Below are 18,681 nucleotides of genomic sequence, written 5' to 3' on the forward strand. Positions count from 1 at the left end.
GCCGGGGCTGTATCAGCGACCGTGTCAGCCCGCCATCAGCGCGCTGTCAGCAGCACCGGACAAAGTACTCCCATCGAACAAAACAGCCCCGGACCACACCGGCTCCGGGCAACTGCCACAACAGCTTTCGAAGGAGCACACCATGTCCGCCACCCTCGCCCTCACCGACCAGCACAAGTCCACCGTCCGCTCCGCCGCCTACGGCGCCGTCTCCCTCATCAGTGCCGCCTCCGACAAGCCCCACAAGGCCGCCATCGCAGGCTCCCTCGCCCTGACCTCCGCAACCGGCCACATCGGCCACGTACTCAACGCCAAGTCCAAAGACATCCACCTCAGCGGCAAAACCGTCGCCGACCTCGCCGACCAGGTCCTCCCCGCCCTCACCGCCGCCGCAACCCTCCTCGACCAGCAATCCCCCACCGAGGCCGACAACTTCCGCACCACAGTCCTCGTAGCCCTCGAAGCCGCCGCGACAGCAAGCCGCCCCAGCCCCGTCGTCACCGACATGACCCGCAAGGTCACCGCAGCCCTGCACACCGCATGATCTGAAATCGCCGAGAGGGCTCTAGCGGTGGGCCTTCTCGGCATGTCACCACCACCAGAGCCCACTCGCGGACTGGTGCTACTTCTGAGCCGAAAGGGTGCTCAGGAGGCCACCGATCACCGGAATGGAGCTCGCGCTACCCGTTCCACCAGTAGGCGGGGTAGGAGGAGTGCAGCTCGCTCCAGCGGGAGCGGCCTGGACGACGTTGATCATCCCCGACCCGACGGTTTTAGGGCCGGAGACGTACGGATTGAAGGAAGCCGCAGCGTAGATCTGATGCTGCCCGACGCCGGTTGGCGTCCACTGCACGGTGACATCCTGTCCAGCGACATAGGACGCAACGTCGGTGACATGAGTGTTCGCTTGGGTCGCAAACGAATAGTCGAAGAACGAGAACTCTGCGAAGCCCGGCGCCTGAGACTGCAATGTGGCAGCGTCAGCAGCGGGCAGTGTTGCCGTGTAGGTCGTACCCACGCAGTAGGCCGACGACGCGACAACGGACATATCTGCTGATGCGGTCGTAGCCGAGACGATGGTGGCCACCCCCATCGCCGCAACCGCGGCGATACCGACTGTCGAACGAGCAAAGACCGACATTTTCATACTTCACTTCTCCCCAGTTATCGAAAGTCCCCGTGTGTCAAGGGGACTGACGCAGCGTATCGCAAGTGACCGACAACCTTTTCGGATTGGCAAACCGTGACACCGGGGGGCCGGTCTCCGGCCCGAACACTACGACGCTGGCGGTTGTCGTCGGCGGCGGTCCGCAGCAGGTCAGTCGCGGCAAGGCTCAGGTGACCTGGTACCCCACTGCGACAGGAGCTCACGGCATCGCATTCGGCGGATGGGACGCGAGCGGCAATTTCGTCAGCCGGGGCGGAACCGGCGTTGCGGTGAGCCAGCTTTCGAAAACGCCCGGATCGGCTGGAACCGAGCCCACCGGCGGCAGCCTGACCGAAGCGGGCATCACGACCAGCGGACTTGTCCACCAACCGAATACGACCTATACGCTCAGCGTTTCCGCGGCGTCACTCCCCCGCCGGAAACACCGTCTACTTCGATGACAACGGCGGCACGGTCAATCTGGGCCAGACCACCGTCATGGTCACCACCCCGGTAGCGGCCACCACCCCCGCCGGCACCGGCAGCGCCAACTCCATCCCGGTCATCGGCCCCCTCCCGAGTTCGCTCAGCGCGGGGACATCGCACCAGGCGGACGGGTCCGTGCGTCCGGCTCGGCAATGCCACGCGGACGCACGGACCTCCCGGGGTTATCACCCGGCGAAGACCGAAATCTCTTGGAGCAGAGAAGTTTTCATCACCGAAACCGCGACGGCGAACACATCTTGTCGCCCGTGACTCGGTGACGACCTCAGGGCTGGATCAATTCGTAGGATGTGCTGCGGCCCCCGGAGTCCGAGCGTTGCAGCGCTCCCAGTTCGACCAATTCGTTGATGTCCCGAAGTGCGGTGTCCTGCGAGGATTTCGTGATCACCGCCCATTTATGGGTGGTGAGTTTGCCGTTGAATCCGTCCAGCAGGCGGTTGAGCATGGCGATCTGGCGAGCGTTCATCGCGACTTGTCCCCAATGTCGCCAGAAACGAGCCTTCAGCAGGACCGTGTCGACGGTCTCGTCGGCGTGGATGATGGCGCGCTGCAGTGCACCGAGGAACCACAACAGCCATTCGGTAACGTCGAGCGGGCCTTTCTGGGTGCGTTCCAGGATCGTGTAGTAGTCGGTACGGTCTCGCTGGATCTGCGCCGAGAGGCTGTAGTAGCGGCGTGAATTGCGGTCGGCGCGGGCCAGCCACAAGTCGCCCAGCGCACGCGCGATACGCCCGTTGCCATCATCGAATGGGTGCACGGTCACGAACCACAGATGTGCCAGACCGGCTTTGACGATCGCGGGCTCATCGGCATCCCGGTTGAACCAATCCAGGAACCGGCGCATTTCGGTGTCGAGCCGGGCGGCCGGCGGCGCCTCGAAGTGCACCCGCTGCGGGCCGTAGGGACCGGACACCACCTCCATCGGCCCGGTCGCGTCGGTTCGCCATGCGCCGAGGCTCACCCGGGAGATCCCGGAGTATCCGGTCGGAAAAAGCCCGGCATGCCAGCCGAACAGCCGTTCGGCGGTCATCGGCCGATCGTGGTCGACCGTCGCGTCGAGAATCATTTCGACCACACCATCAACGTTCCGATCGGCCGGAACCGCTGCGCCGATATCCACCCCCAGACGCCGTGCGATGGAAGATCGGACCGACGCGACGTCGAGCAACTCGCCTTCGATCTCACTGGTCGTGACCACATCTGCGGTCAGAGCGGACAGACTCGCTTGCTCCTGTACCGCGGTCTCGGTATCCGCGAGCCTGCCCATTAGATGACCATGACCGAACGCGACCTCGGCGATCGAATCAGCCAACCGGGCGACGTCATATCTCAAATCAGGCCAGTCGGGCCCTTCCCAGATGTACTTGACGTACCCGTCACCCATGCGGTGATTATACCACTATTCGCCGCATTATCTGCGGTGAATATCGCATCGCGCCACTCGAGACGCTAGCGAGGGGTTGGCGACTTAGTCCAGGATCAACGAGTACAAGGTGACCGCGCGACCGTCCGAGCCGGCCACGATCGTGCACGACGTCGCCTCGAACGTCGCGGCGCCGAGGCCGACCCCGAACACGGTGTTGCCGTTCGCCATCGAGTCTTTCCATGCAGTGAGGTTCGAAGCGACACCGTTGTGAACTGCGGTTCTACAGACGGCGAAGTGATGTGATGCAGTGCCCCCGGGTGATACGTACAGTCCACAACAACGCGGATTCGCGACCTGGCTGCGGCATCTCTCGAGAGGCCTCCTCTTATTTCCGCACCCACCCACGACGTTCCAGGGCCACGATTCCTTTGGCAATATCCGCATACCCTGGCGAGTCAGGCCAATCGGGATCCCAAGCATAATTGTAAATATCCACGTCCATGACGACTTCACCGAAATATCGGTATATTCGAATCTCGATGGGCGCGTTGATTTCATCCGATAGAGGACCGGGGAACCAAGCGGATCCCGCTCTCCATTCTATCGGGTGCAGTACAGCGGTACCCCGATGATCGAGGGACCGAAGATGATCGTACGCGGAAGTGAATTGATCGGATATTTTCGGAAGTCTCACATACGTCGATCGAATTTGGATTTCGGTCCAACTTATATCCGCGTGTGGATCCAGCTGCATATCCGCATCGAGAGTCTGCCGGTAGAAGCTGAGTGCGAGATCGCGATCGATGACATCTGCAGATGCATCGCTGACGGCCTGACTACTCCATGATGTCTTAAAATCACGGGCATAACGCGATGTCGTACGCAGGAGTCGGCCTGATGGCTCCGGCCTGCCGGGCACCTCCCCGGAGCCCTTGGGCATATCAAGTTCTTCATCCCAATACCAGGTCGACAGGTCCATCGTCAACGGTATGCAAAAGTCTCCCATGAATTCATACAATGAGTCCAGGATGATTTCCCCCAATCTGATCCCCCCCTCCCCCGTATCAGTTTCGCGGGAAAATCCAAGATGCCATGGATTCTCCACAATTTGCAATTGGTAGGGAACATCTTCGGGGTAACAGTTCATTTCGTCCTCTTCCAACCGGAGTCTCGTCGTGCGAATTCCGCCAGTATCTTGCCCGGGTTCGCATCGTTCACGATGGTCACCTTGTCGATTTTATCACTGTTCTCTACACCACTCTTTCGCGGTTTCAGGTTATCGTTCAGCAGATCCTCGAATTCGTCGAACATATTATTCGGCTGTCCGATCTCCGTTCCGTCCAGCCTCGTTCGAGTTATCGTGCCTTCCGCGTTTATGTTTGTAGCTATCCCCTTCTTGGATGATGATCCTATTCTTATGTTTACGTAGACACTCACCTCCTTTCGCGTGGTAATCGGCATCCCGGCTTCCTCTCTCTTGAGGACTTTTTCTATCGCTTGCTTCACCGGACTATTAAGGCGGTCTGCGTTTTCCAGTGGGTCTCTCAGCGTCTTCACTTCGACCCGGCGGGTGATTTCACTATGGCCGGGCTGCATGATGCCGATGTCGAATTCGCTGAGTGTCCCGCCGGTGATCGGATGTTTCGGGGTTATCGACGCGTTGTCCAGCGCAGGGGTGCCTGTCGATTCGGGTGAAATCTCGAGTTGGCGGCGGAGTTCGCGTACCTCGTTGAGCGAGTTGTGGACCTGCGGCGGGCGTGTCAGAGGACCGTGCCTTGTGGCCCACTCATCGATGCCAACAGCGCGATCTGCGGTTCGTCCGAGGATCTGGGTGGCTTCGTTTTCTGCGCCGATGTAGGCGTTTAAGCTGGCAGAGTGTGATGGTGTGTCCGCTGCGGTGTCGGCTGAGTCGGGCCGGACTGTTCCGGGTGGGGTGTCGTGTCCCGCTGGTGTGGTGCCGTCGGCTGCATGTGTCGGTGCGGGTAAATCACTTTCTGCGGCCGGATTGCTCGGTGGCCTCCGGTCAGGTCGGTCTGCGTCGCCGGGATGTGGCCTACCCGATGCCGGCGGGTCGTCTTGGATCAGCGCCGCGGGTGTGTCCGAGTTCACTACCGTTGTGGGGTTGTCCACGGCTTGTTGACCGGCGTCCTTGCCTGCTGCCACCGCAGCTGCGTCGTCGACGGCGGTGCCCACGTCCTTCCCGGCCTGGATAGCGGCTTTTTCTGCCGCGTCTGTTGCGGCGGCGGCGCCGCGGGTGAGTGCGGCGGTGGGGCCGTCGAGTGCGATTCCGGCGCCGAGGTCGAGGCCGAGTTTGGTTTGCCAGTACTCGGGTCCGTGTTCTTTGAGGTCGTCCCAGCGGATCACGGCGGCACCGAGATCGGTGAGCGCGTCCGCGCGGGGTTGCGGGTTCGAACCGGACCAGGTCTGGCCGAAGCTGGTCACTCCGCGCGCGAGCGTGCTCCAGCTGTGGGTGAGTCCGGACCACCCGCCACCGCCGGTCAGGTTCGTCTGGAACCGGGTCGCACTCAGTCCGAGTTGCCACATCTCGTTCACCCAGTCGCGGGTGGCTTGCGCTTTGGGATCGGTCGGGTTTTGGGTGTGCGGTGACGAAGGTGATGGAGGGACCGGACGTTGGGTGATGCTGATCGAGGTGTGCCCGTCGGGTCCGGTGACCGCGGTGAGTGTGGTAGCTCTGTCACCTGTGGTGGTGGTCTGTTGCTGGATCTGGGTATTGGTCAGTACGCCCAGCAGCGCCGCGTTGGAGTCGGAGGAATTCTGACTCGCCTGCTGTATCGCTTGACTGCCCGCCTGGATGTCCGCGGGGACAGGACCGGTTCCGGTGAGCGCGTTGAGCAACGCCGAGGAGGTCGGCCCGGCGCCGGTCTTGGGGCCCGCCGAGGCGGGAGGTGTAATGCCTTGTTGCCCAGCGGGGATGGCGACCGTGAGGGTGGCGTCGCCTCCGATGGTCTGTTGATGGATCTGGGTATTGGTCAATGCGCCCAGCAGTGCCGCGTTCGGGTCGGGGGTGGTTTGCGCTGCCTGTTGTACTGCGTGGGTGCCGGCTTGTAGGTCCGCGGGGGCCGGACCGGTTCCGGTGAGTGCGTTGAGCAATGCCGAGGAGCTGGCAATGGGCTGAGCCGCCGGTGTGACCGGTGCGAGCGTTGGTGCAACGAATGGAATCGTGTCGTTCGGCTGCGGTACCGGGACGGTTTGCGCGTCAGGACTCGGCTGCGAGTTCTGCTCTGGCCGTAGGTGAGCGCCCGGGTTGGGGACGCTGCCCGGCTGCGGCACGACGAAACCGTCCGCATCGAGCGTGGCACCGGCTTCGGGATCGGCGATCGGCTTGGCCTGCAGCGCTATCGGGGCGTGGCCGGGTAGGTCCTGTTGCGCGGAAGCCGGAACCGAACCGGCAAGCCGGGATCGCGGACCGGCTGAATCGGCGGATGCCCGCTCGATCATGTCCTGGGAGGTCGAGATGCGGGCGTACTTCTGAGCTGCGTCGGCCCCGGACTTCACATTGTACGAATAAACCCGGGGACTCGCCCGCCCAGATGCCGCCCCCGAGGCCTGGTCGACCGCGGCGGTGGGAGCCAAACTTGCTATCCACGCAGCCCCCCACGCCGGATCATAGGAAGCGCTCATCACGACTGGCCCTCGCCGGAACCTGTGTGTTGTTGTCCTGTAACGGGTTTCGTGTCGGTCGAGTGAAAGCGATCGCTTCCGAAGCGGATGAGTGTCGTGTTTTCGTTGTCGGACAAGAGGTTCGACCGTCCTTCTGAATCTGGGCATGAAAGAACCCAAGCCCTGCAACAGGCTTGGGTTGGCAAATAATCGGAGACCCGTCCCCGGAGCCAGAGACGAAGCGGGGCGTGCTGTTACCGGGCGCTACCCGGGAGTCCTCTGCGCGGAATCTGTGTCACGGACTCTGCGTACGGGGAGCCCCGGATCCGTTCGCGAGGCGAACGCGGGAGTGGCCGGCCCCCGACCCTTCAACGACCAAGCCCCGATCCTGTGCGGGTTGAGGGCTTGCGCCGAAGAGGACGAACAGAAGTGTGCCGAACCCCGTGTCCGAGTGATATTTCCGAAGACATTCCGGATGAAGGCACAACCATGGCGCTGCGAAAAGCTTGACTTAAGAGAAGCCCAGCGTCAAGACTCAGAGCGGAACTTCATTAGAAGTCGCAGGTAGATCACTACTTTTACGCCCGCCGTCGTTGGGAGGTAGTTCGTCACGCAGCTGTCATGGGAGCAGGCCCACTGCTTTGCCTCGACCATCCCCACATAGGCAGATTCGCAGCCGCTGGTGACGCTGCTCGAACCGCCCATCGCAGAATCTCGGAAGATCAACCAGCAGTATCTATCTGGGAGCGCCCGAAGCCGAGGGGACCTGGCCTTGTCAGGTGAGGAGCGTCGGTCTTCGAAGTCGCCTTCAGCGATGTTCGACAACCGACATCAGTGCTGCTCGTCGAGGGGTTGCCGGAGCTCGTCGTTGATGCGTTCGGCCTCGGTGAGCTGATCCTCCAGGATCACGATGCGGCACGCGCCCTCGGGGGTATTGCCATCATCGATCAGCTGGCGTACCCGTGCGGCAATCCGCAGCTGTTACCGCGAGTAGCGGCGGTGCCTGCCCGCTGAGCATTGCGGGGCAAGGAGTTTCGCCGTGTCCAGGGCGCGTAGGAACACTTGGGTGACACCGAGGAGTTCAGCGGCGCGTCCCACGCCGTAGGCGGGGAACTCGTCATCGTCGAGCCGGTCGCCGGGGTTGGGGCCGTCGGCGGAAGTCATCTCGGATCGATGCTCGGCACCTTGGTGTGATGTCACGACATCAGGGCCCCGGCGCTGAGTGCGCTGAGGCCTGACGTCGATTGCGAAGGGTATTGGATTCAATGTTGTTGCCGATTTCCGGCCGGTGTCCGCTCGTGTCGACACGGACGCGTCATGCGTGGGTGGGTTACTCGCGGAACACCTCCCGGCACGTAGGCTTCGCTGCCCGCCCCCAACTTTCGAGGCGGTGTCGCCGGCGGGTCACTGTGGGCGACTTCCGGCGCGTGGTGCGGTGTTTCCGGTTCCCTCCAGCGGTAATACCTATTGCCATGTTCTTTTTTCTTCGCCGGAGGGAACCGGGCTAACAACTGACTTCCCTACCCGCAGCGCATTCGGCTTCCTACTACGGCGCCTTGCCATTTCTTAACTTCCGAACGAGAGAAACAGTACAACGATCTGCGAGGATTGTCTACACCCATCAATAGAGATTTATTGGGCGTGAATCGGTCGTCAGAGAGCGTGTGTGCTGCCGGGGCCGGCGCGCAGCTGGTCGCGTTCATCGGTCAGCGCGATGTTGGCGTCTTCCAAGTCCAGGATGCGTCCGATACCGGCGAGGTTGACCCCCTGCTCGGCCAGAGCGGTGATACGCCGCAGGCGCGCGAGATCGTCACAGCTGTAGCGGCGGGTACCGCCCGCGCTGCGGTGGGGGTGATCAAGCCGTGCTGCTCGTACAGACAACTCTCACCGCCGTTCAGCAGGTCATCTACACCGACACCGCTACCGCGCCCAACATCGCGCGGCCTGAACACCCGAACACCCCGCCTGATCGGACAGATTCGTGAGCACGAGGACCTCTCCCGATACCGACCGCACCTCATCCCGCCCCGAACCGGACCGGGATCAGCTGGTGATGCGCCGGCCTGACCCCAGCCCGCTACGCCCGTGGTGGGACACCGTCATGGGCCCGGCGATGCCCGCCCCGCTCGCCGCCCAGCGGTCCCCTGCCCCGCGTCATCCGCGTGCGCGGAACCCGCATGTGCGCCGGCGCAGACACGTCGGTATGAGCACACCCCGCTGACCCCACCTCGGCCGCAAGAGACGTTCACGCAGCGCGGCCACGCGGTACGACGCGAACGTCGTATCTGGTTGCCGCACAACACCTCACGAAGAGTGGAACAACGTACGGGCCCCGGCGCGAATGCCGGATTCCCTTAGTGCCCCCGGTCGGACTCGAACCGACACTTGGCGGATTTTAAGTCCGCTGCCTCTGCCAATTGGGCTACGGGGGCGTCTGGGTCAGAGTACCGAGCAGTACGGTCGGAGTGGAATCAGGATGGGGTGGGTTAGCGGGGTTTGTGGGGGGAGCGGCGGATTTGGGCGTCTTCGGCGACTGTGAGGAGGAGGGTGATGGTGTCGGGGGTGTGGGCCCACCAGCGGTGACGGGTGTTGGCGGGGCAGTAGTAGGAGTCGCCGGTGGTGAGGGTGGTGGGGGTGGAGTGGGCTTCCAGGGTGATGGCGCCGGTGACTACGTAGATGAGTTCGTCGTTGGGGTGGGTGAATTCGCGGGCGCCGTGGTGGGTGCCGCCGGTGAATTCGAGGGCGCGGAGGTTGCGGGGGCCGCGGGTGAGGGAGCGGACTGTGCCGTCGGCGTCGCGGTCGGATTGGTCTAGGCGGGTGTTGTCCGTGGCGCGGACCAGGACCTCGTCGGGGGTGGGGTCGGCGGCGGCGAGCAGTTCGGTGGCGGTGGTGGCGAGGGCGTCCGAGATGCGTTGCAGGGAGCGCAGACTCGCGTTGGTGCGGCCGTTCTCGAGTTGACTCAGGAACGATTGCGATAAGCCCGTGTGCTCGGACAGCTGGGCCAGGGTCAGCTTCACCGCCAGCCGCCGATTGTGGATCACATGGCCGAGCTGTTGCCGGCGCGGGGATTCCGCGTCCTCACCTTCCGCCTGCACGCAACCCGCCTCTCGTTCGCCTGGACCATTGTCGACGCCGCGGCGTTTCGCGGGACCGTTGTGATCATGCTGATTCGAAGTGTTCCGGCACAACCCACTCTACTGAATATTCAGTATCGCTGAATATTCAGGAGGATCGATGGAACAGAACACGCTCAAACGGCGCGGCACCGGCCTGATCGGGGCCGACCCGGAGCTCGCCTCACCCGGATACACGCTGTACGCGCCGCTGGCGGGGCGCGGCGTGGTCGACCTGGTCGATCTCGAGGGTGCACTCGCGCACCGGTGGGAGTTGCCGTATCGGCCGGGGCGGCACGCCCGCATACTCCCGGGCGGCGTGCTCGCGTACAGCGGTGCGACGCTGGAGATTCCGCCGCTGTTCGCCATGTGGCGCAAGTACAGCGGCGGGTCCATGGGCAAATACGATCCGAATGGCGTGCTGCTCACGGAGTTCCGCGACAACCTGCAGCACCACGACGCGCACCACTACGACGACGGCCGCATCCTCTACACCGCGGTCGAGCCGCAGACCGGCGCGGCGGCGGCGCGGATCCAGGGCGGCGTGCCGGGCACCGAGGCCGACGGCATCGTGTGGACCGACGTCATCCGGGAGGTCGCGGCAGACGGGACGCCGCTGTGGGAATGGCAGACGTTCGAACACCTCGATCCCGCGGATTTCGGTCTGCAACCGCACTATTGGCGCGAGCACTGGCCGCTCATCAACAGCGTGCACCCGCTCGACGAGCACACGGTGGTGGCGAGTCTGCGCAGTGTGTCCGCGGTCATCACCATCGACCGCCGCACGGGGAAGTACACCATCCTCGCCGATCGCAACACCCTCGCACAGCAGCATCACGCCACCCCGCTGGACAACGGCAGAATTCTGATCTTCGACAACGGCACCTTCCGCACGGGCGAATCGGTGACCTTCAGCAGAGTCATCGAAATCGACCCTGCCACAGGCGAAATCGGCTGGAAGTACCAGGATTCCCCGCGCGAGGCGTTCTTCACGCCGTTCATGGGCGGCGCGCAGCGACTGCCCAATGGCAATACCCTCATCACCGAGGCCGCATTCGGCAGGATCTTCGAAGTTACTGCAGCACACCAGATCTGCTGGGAGTACGTGGTGCCATCGTTCACCGAATACCCGGATCCCGATACCGCGCAGGTCTTTCCGGGAATCTCCAATGCCATCTTCCGCGCCTACCGCTACCAGGCGCAGGACATCCCCTGGCTGGCAACACGATGACACGCGTCGACACCGAAGTTCATCCGGTGGACGAGGTCCCGCGCCCGGCGCGCGCCCTCGTCGCCGCCGTCCAGCACCTGGTGGTGATGATCGCAACGCCCATCACCTCGGTGCTGCTGATCAGCCACAGCCTGCACCTGGACGACGGCACCGCCCGCGCCCTGCTCAGCGCGACCCTGCTGTGCAGCGGTATCGGGACGATCCTGCAGTCCGGCGGCCGCTTCGGGCTAGGCGCCGGCCTGCCGTTCGTCATGCTGCCCGGTGGTGCGGCGGTCGTACTGTTCATTCAGATTGCGCAGCAGTCGAATCCGGCCACCGCGAGCGGCGCGGTCATTCTCACCGCGGTCGCGGGCATACTGCTGGTTCCGGTGGCGCGCAGGCTCGTCACCCGGCTGCCCGCCGTGGTGATCGCGAGCATGGTGGTGGTCATCGGCGTGAATCTGGTGAAGGTGGCCGGAAATCTGATCACCGCGCCGGACGGTCATCCGGCGATCTCCGCGGTGCTGCTGGCCGTGATCACCATTGCGGCCACGGTGCTCGCGCATCGCTTCCTGCCACCAGGCTGGCGCAGACTGTCGGTGCTGCTGGGACTGCTGCTCGGCACCGCGGTGGCCGCGGCCATCGGGCAGTTCCACCTGCAATCGGGTTCCGGCCTGATCCAGACTCCGCAGCTGTTCCCTTTCGGCACACCGACTTTCGATCTGCTCGCGGCGGTGCCGCTGCTGGTCTTCGGCATCGGTTCGATGGCGGAGGCCGCCGGGCAGACGACACTCAATGCCGAAGTCGTCGGCAAGAAGATCGATACCGCGGCGACGGTGGGCCGCACCATTCGCGGCGATGCCGTGACCTCGCTGCTGTCCGGCGCACTCGGCGGCGCGACCATGGTGACCAGCGGCGAGAATATCGGGCTCATCCAGCTCACCGGGGTGCGCAGCCGGTACGTCACGGCGCTGACCGGCGTACTGCTGGCGATCGCGGCCTTCTTCGCGCCGATCGGCCGGCTGGTGAACTCACTGCCCGGCCCGGTGATCGGCGGTACCGCCGCCATCGCCTTCGCCATGATCGTCGCCTCCGGCATCGGCATGTTCGAACGCGTCGATATGCGCAATGACGGTGTCCTGATCACCGCGACGGCCGCGCTGACGGCAGGGCTGCTGCCGATCCTCACACCCGGTCTCTACCAGAGCTTTCCGGCCGATCTGCGGCTATTGCTCGGCAGTGGCGTGACCATGTCCGCGGTGGTCGGTGTGGTCGTGCACCTGCTCTTCGCCCGAATCAGTGCACGCCCTCCATATGACGGGTCACCCACGGAGCGATAGCCAGCACCCCGAAGCCCACCAGGACCGCCACCAGCCCGGTGATACCGAAGTACGCCAGTTCCCGGGACGGGTCGTAGAACTTGGAGAGCACACCCGACATCGAGGTGCCGATACCGACCGAGAAGAAATACAGGGCCATCATCTGGGCGCGAAAAGCATTGGGCGCCAGCTTGGTCGTGACCGCCAGGCCGATCGGCGAGAGCAGCAGTTCCGAGATGGCGAAGCCGCCGAGCACCGCGAAGACGAACAGAATCGGCACGGACTTGCCCTCGGTGCCGGAGAAGATCGCGAAAAGCATGAAGGCCGCACCCATTCCGAGCACGCCGAGCGCGAACTTGTGCGGGGTGCTCGGCGCGCGATTGCCCAGCCGGGTCCACATGATCGCGAACAGCGGCGAGAGCGCGATGATCCACACCGGTTCCATGGAGCCGATCCAGTTGGACGGCGCGGTCCAGCCGAAGACGTTCCAGTCGATCCGCTCATCGGAGTACACGGCCAGCACGGTGAAGATCTGCTGGAACAGCGACCAGAACACCGCGTTCGCGATGAACAGCGGAATGAAGGCGCGCACCCGGACGCGCTCGGTGGGTTCGACTTTCGAGCTGGTCAGCATGATGGCGAAGTACGCGATCGAGGCCACCACGATCAAGCCGGTGGTCGCGTTCGGCAGATTCGACAGCGTCAGCAGACCGGTCAGCGCTGCCACGGCGACCAGCGCCGCGAACACCACGACGGCGGCGATGGACTTCGGAATCGCGGTGCGCGGCAACGGGTTCGGCACATCCCGGCCGTGGTCGCCGAGATTGCGGCGGAACACCACATACTGCGTCAGGCCCAGCGCCATGCCGATCGCCGCCGCGCCGAAGCCGTAGTGGAAGCCCACATGATCCTGCAGTAGACCGGTGAGCAGCGGTCCCGCGAACGCACCGAGGTTGATGCCCAGATAGAACAGCGTGAAACCGCCGTCGGCGCGCGCATCACCCTTGTCGTACAGGGTGCCCAGCAGCGACGAGGCATTGGCCTTCAGCGCACCGGAACCCAGCGCCACCAGCACCAGGCCGACACCGACACCGGTCAACCCGGGCAGGACCGCCAGCGCGATATGACCCGCCATGACGACCACGCCGCCGTAGAACACGGTGCGCTCGGAGCCCAGCACCCGGTCGGCGATCCAGCCACCGAGCACCGTGGAGAGATAGACGAGACCACCGTAGGCGCCGACAATGCCGGTGGCCGTGCTCTTCTCCAGGCCCAGACCGCCGTCGGCGGTCGTGTAGTAGAGGTAGTAGCCCAGGATGGTGACCATGCCGTAGAACGAGAACCGTTCCCACAGCTCGACGCCGAACAGATTCGCCAGACCGATGGGATGACCGAACAGGGTCCGTTCGGAGACCGGTTTCGCGTGGTGAGCTACCTCTGACATGAACCAGACCCTCCCATATTGGGCAATCTGACAGCAACCTCAACTGTTGACCCGCGTCACAAACTCCAGAGCAAATGCACAGGTCAAAGCACTCTTGGCAAGGGCCTTCAGTTTGCCAGCCAATGGCCCCACCACGAGCCCTGACCAGCGGCGAGTCGCTCTCGAACGGGATATGCCCGGTTTACCTGGTTCGAATCGGAAGCTCGCACGGAAATGCCGTCAGCCCGAATCCGGAAGCGGGCCGCGGTGATACGACCAGCCACTCGGTACCCGCCGAGATCGCGCGGCCGCATACGCCGGCTTCCGTCGGCCGGACCGCCCGAGCACCGCGACCGAGGTTGGATGCGGTTCAGGCGATGGAGAGGGCGATGCCGTCCAGGATGTCGTGCTCACTGATGATCAGCTCGGAGATTCCGGCTCGGCGGGCCAGCTCGTCGGCCAGCACCTCGGCGATCACCGCACCGCCGCCGATCACATCGACCCGGCCGGGATGCATGGGACCCAGTGCGGCGCGCTCATCGTGACTCATGCCGATCAGCAGATCGCTCACCCGGCGCACCTCGCTCAGCGGCAGGCGGGTGAGATGCACCTTCTCCGAATCGTATTCGGGCAGGTCGAGTGCGACCGCGGCCAGCGTGGTCATGGTTCCGGCCACGCCCACCCAGGTGCGCGCCCGCTCCACCGGCACCACGCCGAAGGCCTGCGCCAAACGCTCGGAGGCGAAGAAGCGCGCCGACGCGACCTCCTCGCGCGTGGGCGGATTGCCGAGCAGGCAGCGTTCGGTGATCCGCACACAGCCGATATCGGCCGAATACGCGGACTGCACGCCGTCACTGTCGCCCAGCACCACCTCGGTGGATCCGCCGCCCAGATCGACGACCACGAAAGGGCCGTCTTCGCTGGACAATTCGCCGACCGCACCGGCGAAGGACAGCCGCGCCTCCTCGTCGCCGGTAATGACCTCGGCCTGCGCGCCCTCCACGACCCGGCCGAGTTCGACGCCCGTCATGGTGAAGAAGTCCTCGCGATTGCTCGCGTCCCGGGTCGCGGAGGTGGCGGTCATCCGCACCCGCGCGACACCGTGCTCGATCATGAGATCCACATAGTCGTGCAGTGCGACCCGGGTGCGCTCGATGGCTTCGGGATTCAGCGCACCGGTGGCGTCCACGCCCTGGCCGAGCCGGACGATCCGCATTTCCCGATGCACATCGGTGAGATGCGCGCCGCGCGTCTCATCCCGGGTGGCATCGGCGATCAGTAGTCGAATGGAGTTGGTGCCGCAATCGACGGCGGCGATCCGTTCACTCATTACGCACCTTCTGAGTTCGCCTCGTGGTCCGCACCGGCCGGGTACTTCGGCCAGTCTGCCGGAATCGCCTTGCCGCGCAACCCGTGTTCGGCGGCGGCGGCTACCGCCTCGTCACCGAGCGGGTTCACCCCCGGACCCTTGGCCAGCGAATGGGCGATGAGGACATGCAGGCATTTGACCCGATCCGGCATACCGCCACCGGCGAAATCCGTGCCGAGATCCTCGATGGCATTGCGCTCGGCCAGGTAGCTCTCGTACGCGGCGCGGTACCCGGCGGCCAATTCGGTGTCGTGGGTGAGCCGTTCGGTCATATCGCGCATGAGACCCGTGGTCTCCAACCGGCTGGCCTCGGCGGTGAGCCGCGGATCGGTCAGGTAGTACAGGGTCGGAAAGGGCGTGCCGTCGGGCAGTTTCGGCGCGGTCTTCACGACCGCGGGCAGCCCGTCCGGGGTGTGGTACGCGATGGCGAGTACGCCGCGCGGCTCCCGGCCCAGCTGCTTGGCGACGATCTCGAGATCCCGCTCGCTGGGCTGACCGGGGTTCTCGGATGTGGTCACCTGGGTTGTCCTTCCTCGACTGGGGCAGGCGGATTCGGCGGTGGTGGCGCCGGATCCGCGGGTGGGGCGGCGGCGGGTTGCGGCGCGGAAATACTGCGCCACAGCTCCGTGTACCAGGGGTCCGGTTCCCGTGCCTTCGCGGGCTGGGTCGGAATGGCCGGCTGGTCTATGCCGGGAATCTGCACGATATAGGGGGTTTCGCCGGGCATGACCAGCCGCAGCCGGTCGCGCGCCTCGGACTTGATGTAGGCCGGATCCTGTTGCTGCGCACGGCGATCACGCAGGCGCGCCACATCGTCCTGCAATTGCTCACGCTGCGAGGCGAGTTCGGCGGCATCGGCGCGCTGGGTGAAATACGTGCGCAGCGGCACCGCCAGGGTGAGTGCGAGCCCGCACAGCACCGCGGCCAGCAGCACGGCGCGACCGGTGGACATGCCGAGGATCTGGCGTTCGTGCCGTTCGGATTTCGCCCGCGCGGTGCGCTTCGAGGTGGCCGCCTTCGCGGCCGAACGACGCTTGGGAGCGCCGCCGCCGGAAGCGGAAGCGGCGGGTTCGGCCCGCTTGGCACTGGTTCGAGGCTTGGCGGTGCGCGACGGGCGGCGGTCACCGCGTCCTGCCGGACTGGTTCCGCGCGCCCGTCGCTCCGTCATTTCACACCCCGAAACTCAGCCGATTGTCCCAACCTTCGGGGATCGATTATTCAGCCTTCGAACGCGAAACGCGGGAAGGCGACATCTCCGGCGTAGCGCGCCGAGTCGCCGAGCGCGTCTTCGATGCGCAGCAGCTGGTTGTACTTGGCAACCCGCTCCGAGCGCGCCGGGGCGCCGGTCTTGATCTGACCGGAACCGACGGCGACGGCCAGATCGGCGATGGTGGTGTCCTCGGTCTCGCCGGACCGGTGGCTCATCATCGTCTTGTAGCCGTTGCGGTGCGCGAGATCGACCGCGTCCAGCGTCTCGGTCAGCGTGCCGATCTGGTTGACCTTCACCAGCAGCGCGTTGGCGGCGCCCTTGGCGATGCCCTCTTCCAGGCGCTCCGGATTGGTGACGAACAGGTCGTCGCCGACCAGCTGCACCTTGTCGCCGATGGAATCGGTGAGCGCGACCCAGCCGTCCCAGTCGTCCTCCGACAGCGGATCCTCGATGGAGACGATCGGGAACTGGGTGATGAGCTCGGCGTAGAACTCGTTCATCTCGGCGGCGGTGCGGACCGAGCCCTCGAACTTGTAACCCTCACCGGCGGTGTAGAACTCGGTGGCGGCCACATCGAGCGCGAGCGCGATATCGGTGCCCAGCTTGTAGCCGGCCTTGTCGATGGCGATGGCGATCAGATCCAGTGCGGCGCGGGTGCCCGCGACGTCCGGCGCGAAGCCGCCCTCATCGCCCAGACCGGTGGACAGGCCCTGCGCCTTGAGCACCGACTTGAGCGAGTGGTAGACCTCGGTACCCCAGCGCAGCGCCTCCTTGAAGGTGGGCGCGCCGATCGGGGCGATCATGAACTCCTGGACGTCGACGCCGGTATCGGCGTGCGCACCACCATTGAGGATGTTCATCATGGGAACGGGCAGCACATGGGCGTTCGGTCCGCCGATGTAGCGGAACAGCTCCAGGCCCGAGGATTCGGCGGCAGCGCGCGCCACGGCGAGCGAAACACCCAGCAGGGCATTCGCGCCCAGGCGCGACTTGTCCGGGGTGCCGTCCAGATCCAGCAGGGTCTGGTCGACGGTGCGCTGCTCGACGGCGTCCAGGCCGATCACGGCCGGCGCGATCTCGTCCAGCACGGCCTCGACGGCCTTCTGCACACCCTTGCCGTTGTAACGGTCACCGCCGTCACGGAGCTCCACGGCCTCGTGCTCGCCGGTGGACGCGCCGGACGGCACGGCCGCGCGAGTGAGGGTGCCGTCGTCGAGAGCGATCTCGACCTCGACAGTGGGGTTGCCACGCGAATCCAGGATCTCGCGAGCTCCGACCTGTTCGATGATGGCCACGAAACGACACTCCTTTGGCTGCTTACCCGGCAGGTCGCACGGCAGTCCCGTGCGATCCCGAGCCTAACGTGTAGATGCTGATGGGACACATCCCCCCGTCAGCCTCGCACCCCCACACGCGGCCTCGCACTCCCGGTGACCGCGTGTCGCGGTGTGAGCGACCCTAATTCGAGGTCAGGCCCGGCGGCCGACGCTGTACGCGGCGGCGCGGTAGCGGACCGTGCTCATGTAGGTCGTGGACTGGTTGTAGGTGAGCAGCGCCTGCTGCCAGCCGGGGGCGCCGGTGAGGTCGCCGCCGCTGGCGCACAGGTAGCGCGCCGCGGTCAGCGCCGCATCGTCGATATTGTCCGGATCGGCGATACCGTCGCCGTTCGCGTCCATGCCCCAGCGCTGCCAGGTCTCCGGGATGAACTGGAACGGGCCCATGGCTCGCACGGGATTGCCGTCGGCGTCCAAGATCTTGGCGACGCCGGGCGAACCGTCCAGGGCGCGGCCCCGGATCGGCGGCGTCACCTTGCCGTCGTCGGCGACATGCGCCCCGCTGTGCGTGCCGTGCTGACTCTCGACGCTGGCGATGGCGGCCACGGTGGTCCATCCGATTCCGCATTCCGGGCGCGAGCGCGCCATGAGCGCGGCGGCATATCCGTAGGCCTCCAGCGCAACCACGCCGATGCCGAGCGTGCCGGATTGCTCCTGCGCCCACGAGTGCAGCTGAATCGCACTGCGCCCCGGCGCATCCAGATCGATGAGCGGCAGCGGCGCGCCGGCACCGGGCGGCATGCTGTCCGGGACAGGCGTGAGATTGACTGTGCCGCAACCTGCCAGCAGCACGAGAGCGGCCGCCGTGACCATCAGGCCGGCGCGGTTCAGAGTGGCGCCGACACCGGCCTGTTTGGAACGCACTCCATACATCATCCAGGTAGTTCGGTTTTCCCTCCACGAACGTGAACGGACGCTCGTTCGAGTCGCCCTGATCGATACGGGTCGGTTACCCTCCCGGCTAGTCTTTGATACTTATCAGCTATCGCTAGACACGCCCATTAGGTAAGCCTTGCCAAATTTCTCGTTGCCGGATACCTTCCCTCGGGAAGCTGAAACCCGCAT

At 64.9% G+C, this 18,681-nt stretch carries 18 protein-coding genes, 1 tRNA gene and 2 pseudogenes; 6 read left to right on the forward strand and 15 right to left on the reverse strand.

Features of this window, described 5'->3' with window-relative positions; genetic code table 11:
* The first annotated feature begins 142 nt into the window (after positions 1–142).
* Complete coding sequence (locus tag OG326_RS38895) at positions 143–544, forward strand: hypothetical protein (protein ID WP_327142096.1); 402 nt, start codon at positions 143–145, stop codon at positions 542–544.
* Positions 545–622: 78 nt separating this feature from the next.
* Here the strand turns inward: OG326_RS38895 and OG326_RS38900 are convergent, their stop codons facing one another.
* Positions 623–1,147: a hypothetical protein gene (locus tag OG326_RS38900; protein WP_327142097.1), complete on the reverse strand. Its 525-nt coding sequence runs from the start codon at positions 1,145–1,147 to the stop codon at positions 623–625.
* 65 nt (positions 1,148–1,212) lie between these two features.
* On the opposite strand from OG326_RS38900, the gene OG326_RS38905 reads away from it, so the two are divergent.
* Positions 1,213–1,608 carry a hypothetical protein gene (locus OG326_RS38905; protein ID WP_327142098.1) on the forward strand — a complete coding sequence of 132 codons (396 nt, stop codon included), beginning with the start codon at positions 1,213–1,215 and terminating at the stop codon, positions 1,606–1,608.
* A gap of 308 nt (positions 1,609–1,916) precedes the next feature.
* On the opposite strand, the gene OG326_RS38910 is transcribed toward OG326_RS38905, so the two are convergent.
* The 5 genes and pseudogenes from OG326_RS38910 to OG326_RS38930 all read right to left on the reverse strand — a co-directional run bounded on the left by OG326_RS38910 (position 1,917) and on the right by OG326_RS38930 (position 7,736).
* Positions 1,917–3,035, reverse strand: a complete 1,119-nt coding sequence (locus tag OG326_RS38910; protein WP_327142099.1) for a Fic family protein — start codon at positions 3,033–3,035, stop codon at positions 1,917–1,919.
* A gap of 84 nt (positions 3,036–3,119) precedes the next feature.
* Complete coding sequence (locus OG326_RS38915; RefSeq protein ID WP_327142100.1) at positions 3,120–3,245, reverse strand: hypothetical protein; 126 nt, start codon at positions 3,243–3,245, stop codon at positions 3,120–3,122.
* Positions 3,246–3,402: 157 nt separating this feature from the next.
* A complete protein-coding gene (locus OG326_RS38920; protein ID WP_327142101.1) occupies positions 3,403–4,179 on the reverse strand; it encodes a hypothetical protein in 777 nt (258 codons plus the stop codon).
* A complete protein-coding gene (locus tag OG326_RS38925) occupies positions 4,161–6,476 on the reverse strand; it encodes a hypothetical protein (protein WP_327142102.1) in 2,316 nt (771 codons plus the stop codon). Before OG326_RS38925 ends, OG326_RS38920 begins: the two co-directional genes overlap by 19 nt.
* Positions 6,477–7,469: 993 nt before the next feature.
* Positions 7,470–7,736: pseudogene (locus OG326_RS38930) on the reverse strand (MerR family transcriptional regulator).
* Between OG326_RS38930 and OG326_RS38935 the strand changes: the two are divergent.
* The gene (locus OG326_RS38935; RefSeq protein ID WP_327146774.1) at positions 7,701–7,832 is read left to right on the forward strand and encodes a hypothetical protein; all 132 of its coding nucleotides are present in this window, start codon (positions 7,701–7,703) and stop codon (positions 7,830–7,832) included. The pseudogene OG326_RS38930 and the gene OG326_RS38935 overlap by 36 nt on opposite strands.
* Before the next feature lie 459 nt (positions 7,833–8,291).
* On the opposite strand, the pseudogene OG326_RS38940 reads toward OG326_RS38935, so the two are convergent.
* A pseudogene (locus OG326_RS38940) lies at positions 8,292–8,539 on the reverse strand (MerR family transcriptional regulator).
* A gap of 80 nt (positions 8,540–8,619) precedes the next feature.
* Between OG326_RS38940 and OG326_RS38945 the strand changes: the two are divergent.
* Positions 8,620–8,859, forward strand: coding sequence for a hypothetical protein (locus OG326_RS38945; RefSeq protein WP_327142103.1), 240 nt, complete (start codon positions 8,620–8,622; stop codon positions 8,857–8,859).
* 137 nt (positions 8,860–8,996) lie between these two features.
* Here the strand turns inward: OG326_RS38945 and OG326_RS38950 are convergent.
* Positions 8,997–9,070: transfer RNA gene (locus tag OG326_RS38950), tRNA-Leu, on the reverse strand.
* Positions 9,071–9,124: 54 nt separating this feature from the next.
* Positions 9,125–9,733, reverse strand: coding sequence for a helix-turn-helix domain-containing protein (locus OG326_RS38955; protein ID WP_327142104.1), 609 nt, complete (start codon positions 9,731–9,733; stop codon positions 9,125–9,127).
* 139 nt (positions 9,734–9,872) lie between these two features.
* On the opposite strand from OG326_RS38955, the gene OG326_RS38960 reads away from it, so the two are divergent.
* Positions 9,873–10,982, forward strand: a complete 1,110-nt coding sequence (locus tag OG326_RS38960) for an arylsulfotransferase family protein (protein WP_327142105.1) — start codon at positions 9,873–9,875, stop codon at positions 10,980–10,982.
* The gene (locus tag OG326_RS38965; protein WP_327142106.1) at positions 10,979–12,301 is read left to right on the forward strand and encodes a uracil-xanthine permease family protein; all 1,323 of its coding nucleotides are present in this window, start codon (positions 10,979–10,981) and stop codon (positions 12,299–12,301) included. The genes OG326_RS38960 and OG326_RS38965 overlap by 4 nt, the downstream gene beginning before the upstream one ends.
* Here OG326_RS38965 and OG326_RS38970 read toward each other — a convergent pair.
* From OG326_RS38970 to OG326_RS38995, 6 genes are all read right to left on the reverse strand, one after another.
* Complete coding sequence (locus OG326_RS38970) at positions 12,258–13,724, reverse strand: peptide MFS transporter (protein WP_327142107.1); 1,467 nt, start codon at positions 13,722–13,724, stop codon at positions 12,258–12,260. The genes OG326_RS38965 and OG326_RS38970 overlap by 44 nt on opposite strands.
* Before the next feature lie 349 nt (positions 13,725–14,073).
* A complete protein-coding gene (locus OG326_RS38975) occupies positions 14,074–15,033 on the reverse strand; it encodes a Ppx/GppA phosphatase family protein (RefSeq protein WP_327142108.1) in 960 nt (319 codons plus the stop codon).
* Entirely contained in the window at positions 15,033–15,590 is a 558-nt protein-coding gene (locus OG326_RS38980) for a DUF501 domain-containing protein (RefSeq protein ID WP_327142109.1), read from the reverse strand. Before OG326_RS38980 ends, OG326_RS38975 begins: the two co-directional genes overlap by 1 nt.
* Positions 15,587–16,240, reverse strand: coding sequence for an FtsB family cell division protein (locus tag OG326_RS38985; protein WP_327142110.1), 654 nt, complete (start codon positions 16,238–16,240; stop codon positions 15,587–15,589). Before OG326_RS38985 ends, OG326_RS38980 begins: the two co-directional genes overlap by 4 nt.
* A 50-nt stretch (positions 16,241–16,290) precedes the next feature.
* Positions 16,291–17,577 carry a phosphopyruvate hydratase gene (gene eno / locus OG326_RS38990; RefSeq protein ID WP_327142111.1) on the reverse strand — a complete coding sequence of 429 codons (1,287 nt, stop codon included), beginning with the start codon at positions 17,575–17,577 and terminating at the stop codon, positions 16,291–16,293.
* Positions 17,578–17,751: 174 nt separating this feature from the next.
* Positions 17,752–18,489: a lytic transglycosylase domain-containing protein gene (locus tag OG326_RS38995; RefSeq protein ID WP_442791093.1), complete on the reverse strand. Its 738-nt coding sequence runs from the start codon at positions 18,487–18,489 to the stop codon at positions 17,752–17,754.
* Between the last annotated feature and the right edge of the window lie 192 nt (positions 18,490–18,681).

It is taken from the genome of Nocardia sp. NBC_01327 (assembly GCF_035958815.1).
GTDB lineage: Bacteria > Actinomycetota > Actinomycetes > Mycobacteriales > Mycobacteriaceae > Nocardia.

Excerpts from the sequence above, each read along its gene's own strand:
- OG326_RS38925 (WP_327142102.1), bottom strand. The coding sequence starts at position 6,476 with ATGATCGAGCGGGCATCCGCCGATTCAGCCGGTCCGCGATCCCGGCTT.
- OG326_RS38985 (WP_327142110.1), bottom strand. The coding sequence starts at position 16,240 with ATGACGGAGCGACGGGCGCGCGGAACCAGTCCGGCAGGACGCGGTGAC.
- OG326_RS38960 (WP_327142105.1), top strand. The coding sequence starts at position 9,873 with ATGGAACAGAACACGCTCAAACGGCGCGGCACCGGCCTGATCGGGGCC.
- OG326_RS38970 (WP_327142107.1), bottom strand. The coding sequence starts at position 13,724 with ATGTCAGAGGTAGCTCACCACGCGAAACCGGTCTCCGAACGGACCCTG.
- OG326_RS38975 (WP_327142108.1), bottom strand. The coding sequence starts at position 15,033 with ATGAGTGAACGGATCGCCGCCGTCGATTGCGGCACCAACTCCATTCGA.
- OG326_RS38965 (WP_327142106.1), top strand. The coding sequence starts at position 10,979 with ATGACACGCGTCGACACCGAAGTTCATCCGGTGGACGAGGTCCCGCGC.
- OG326_RS38995 (WP_442791093.1), bottom strand. The coding sequence starts at position 18,489 with ATGTATGGAGTGCGTTCCAAACAGGCCGGTGTCGGCGCCACTCTGAAC.
- OG326_RS38895 (WP_327142096.1), top strand. The coding sequence starts at position 143 with ATGTCCGCCACCCTCGCCCTCACCGACCAGCACAAGTCCACCGTCCGC.
- OG326_RS38910 (WP_327142099.1), bottom strand. The coding sequence starts at position 3,035 with ATGGGTGACGGGTACGTCAAGTACATCTGGGAAGGGCCCGACTGGCCT.
- OG326_RS38900 (WP_327142097.1), bottom strand. The coding sequence starts at position 1,147 with ATGAAAATGTCGGTCTTTGCTCGTTCGACAGTCGGTATCGCCGCGGTT.
- OG326_RS38915 (WP_327142100.1), bottom strand. The coding sequence starts at position 3,245 with ATGGCGAACGGCAACACCGTGTTCGGGGTCGGCCTCGGCGCCGCGACG.